1 protein-coding gene (only partly in view) is annotated in these 2,040 nt (G+C 66.8%); it reads right to left on the bottom strand.

Annotation, left to right across the window (positions count from 1 at the left end; all coding sequences use genetic code 11):
* Positions 1 to 1,928, bottom strand: part of the annotated coding region (locus CCN37_RS37445; RefSeq protein ID WP_086830154.1) for a transglycosylase domain-containing protein (this coding region is incomplete at its 3' end). The annotated region extends 170 nt beyond the left edge of the window; 1,928 of its 2,098 annotated nt are in view.
* Positions 1,929 to 2,040 lie beyond the last annotated feature (112 nt).

The following is a 2,040-nucleotide window of genomic DNA, read 5'->3' as shown; positions in this document are numbered from 1 at the left end:
GAGATCTGCGGGGTGTAGCCGACCGTCCACGCGTCGGAGTTCTGCGCGGTCTCCAGGTACTGCTGCGTTCCGGTCTTGGCCGCCACCTGCCGGTTGCCCTTGAGGCCGAGCCTCGAGTAGCTCGCCACCTGGAGCATCGACTCGGTGACGTTGCGCGCCAGGTTGGTGTTGCGGGCGCTGTCGCTCTTGTCGAAGGCCGCCTCCGGCGGGAACTTCGACTTCTCGTAGTCCTCGAAGTAGGGCTTTTGGCCGTCCTTCACTTCCTTGACGAAGTGCGACACGTGCCGCATGCCGTCGTTGGCGAAGGTGGCGTAGCCGGTCGCCATGTCGATCGTGCGCACGGCGGTCCGGCCACCACCGATCGCGATGTTGGCGTCGGGAGCGCCGCCGTTCTCGCCGACCAGCGATTGCTTGCCGTTGATGGTCTTCTCGATCCCCGCCTCGTGCGCGGCGTCGGCGACCTTCTTCGTTCCGACGTCCAGTGCCATCTTGATGAACACCGTGTTGACCGACTTGGTCGTCGCGTCGCGCACCGAGCACTGCTTGCCGCAGGAACTGTCGTTGCCGGAGTTCCTCCACGTGCGTCCGCCGAGCGGGATGCCGGACGTGCCGTCGTAGTACTCGCCGATGCCCATGCCCTTTTCCAGGGCGGCCAGGGTCACGAACGGCTTGAACGACGAGCCGGGTTCCTGGGGCTGCTTGGCGTAGTCGAGACCGGCGCCGTTGTCACCGCCGTAGTACGCCACGATGCCGCCCGACTTGGGATCGACGGCGACGAGGGAACTGCGCAGCGTGTCGACGTTGTTGCCCATCACCTTCTTGACCGCGTCCTCGGCGGCCTTCTGGGCACCCGGGTCGATCGTGGTCTGGATGGTCAGGCCGTTCTTGAGGATGTCCTGTTCCTTGAGGTTCAGGGTCCGCTCAAGCTCGTCGAGGACCTGGTCCTGGACGTGCATCATCGGCGCGCTGAGCCCGCTGTTGTGCTTGGTGCGCTTGAGGACCTGGGGGAACTGGAGGGTCTTGGCCTGTTCCTCGGTGATCTTGTTGTTCTTCGCCATGCGCGGCAGGACCATCGTCCGCCAACGCTCGGTGACGCCCTCCAGGTTGCGGTCCGGGTCCCAGCGCGACGGCGCCTGGAGCACGGCGGCGAGCAGGGCGGCCTCGGCCGGGTCCTTGATGTCCTTGACGCTCTTGCCGAACAGCGACTGGGCACCCGCGTCGATCCCGATCGTGCCCGCGCGGAACTGCGCGATGTTCAGGTAGGCCTCCATGATCTGGGGCTTGTCCTGCTCCACGCTCATCTTGAAGGACTTGACCAGCTCGATCCACTTGCGGCGCAGCGAGTTCTCCTTGTCGCCGGTGGAGAGCTTGATGTACTGCTGCGTGATGCCCGACCCACCACCGACACCGGAGGTGGCCTGGTTCCACACCGCGCGCATGATGCCGATGACGTCGAAGCCCGGGTTCTCGTAGAAGGACGCGTCCTCGGTGGAGGTGATCGCGGCGAGGACGATCGGCGGGATCTCCGAGTGCTTGACGAAGGTGGAGGCCCCGGCGGGCGGGACGATCTTGCTCATCTCGTCGCCGTTGCTGAACAGCAGCGAGACGGTCTTGTCCTGTTGCTTGAGGTACTCGTCGGGCTTGACGATGTCGACCATGTAGTAGGTGATGATGAACGCGACGATCGGGCCGAGGATGGCCAGGCCGGTCAGCACGTAGGCGGTGCGGCGGACGCGGCGCCAGATCTTCTTCTTGCGCAGCGCGCGCTCCTCCTCCTCGGTCAGCTCCGGGTCCTCGTCGTCGAAGCCGTCGGCCTCGTGATCGGTCTCGTACGCCTCGGGGATCGGCTCGCGGTGGGTCAGCAGCGTGGGCTCGCGCGGGAACTCGGGCTCGGCCGGCGCGATCATCTCGGTCGGCTGCTGGATCATCTGCGTCGGCTGTTCACCGGGCGGGCGCTGCCCAGGGGGCGGCCCGGGCGGCGGGTAAGAGCCGGGGGGACCGTTGCGCGGCGGGCCGGGCGGTCGCGCTCCGGGAGGAGGC

This window comes from Allokutzneria sp. NRRL B-24872, assembly GCF_002155965.1.
Lineage (GTDB): Bacteria > Actinomycetota > Actinomycetes > Mycobacteriales > Pseudonocardiaceae > Allokutzneria.
The sequence above is the reverse complement of the archived record's forward strand: the minus strand, read 5'-3'. Positions and strand labels throughout refer to the sequence as shown.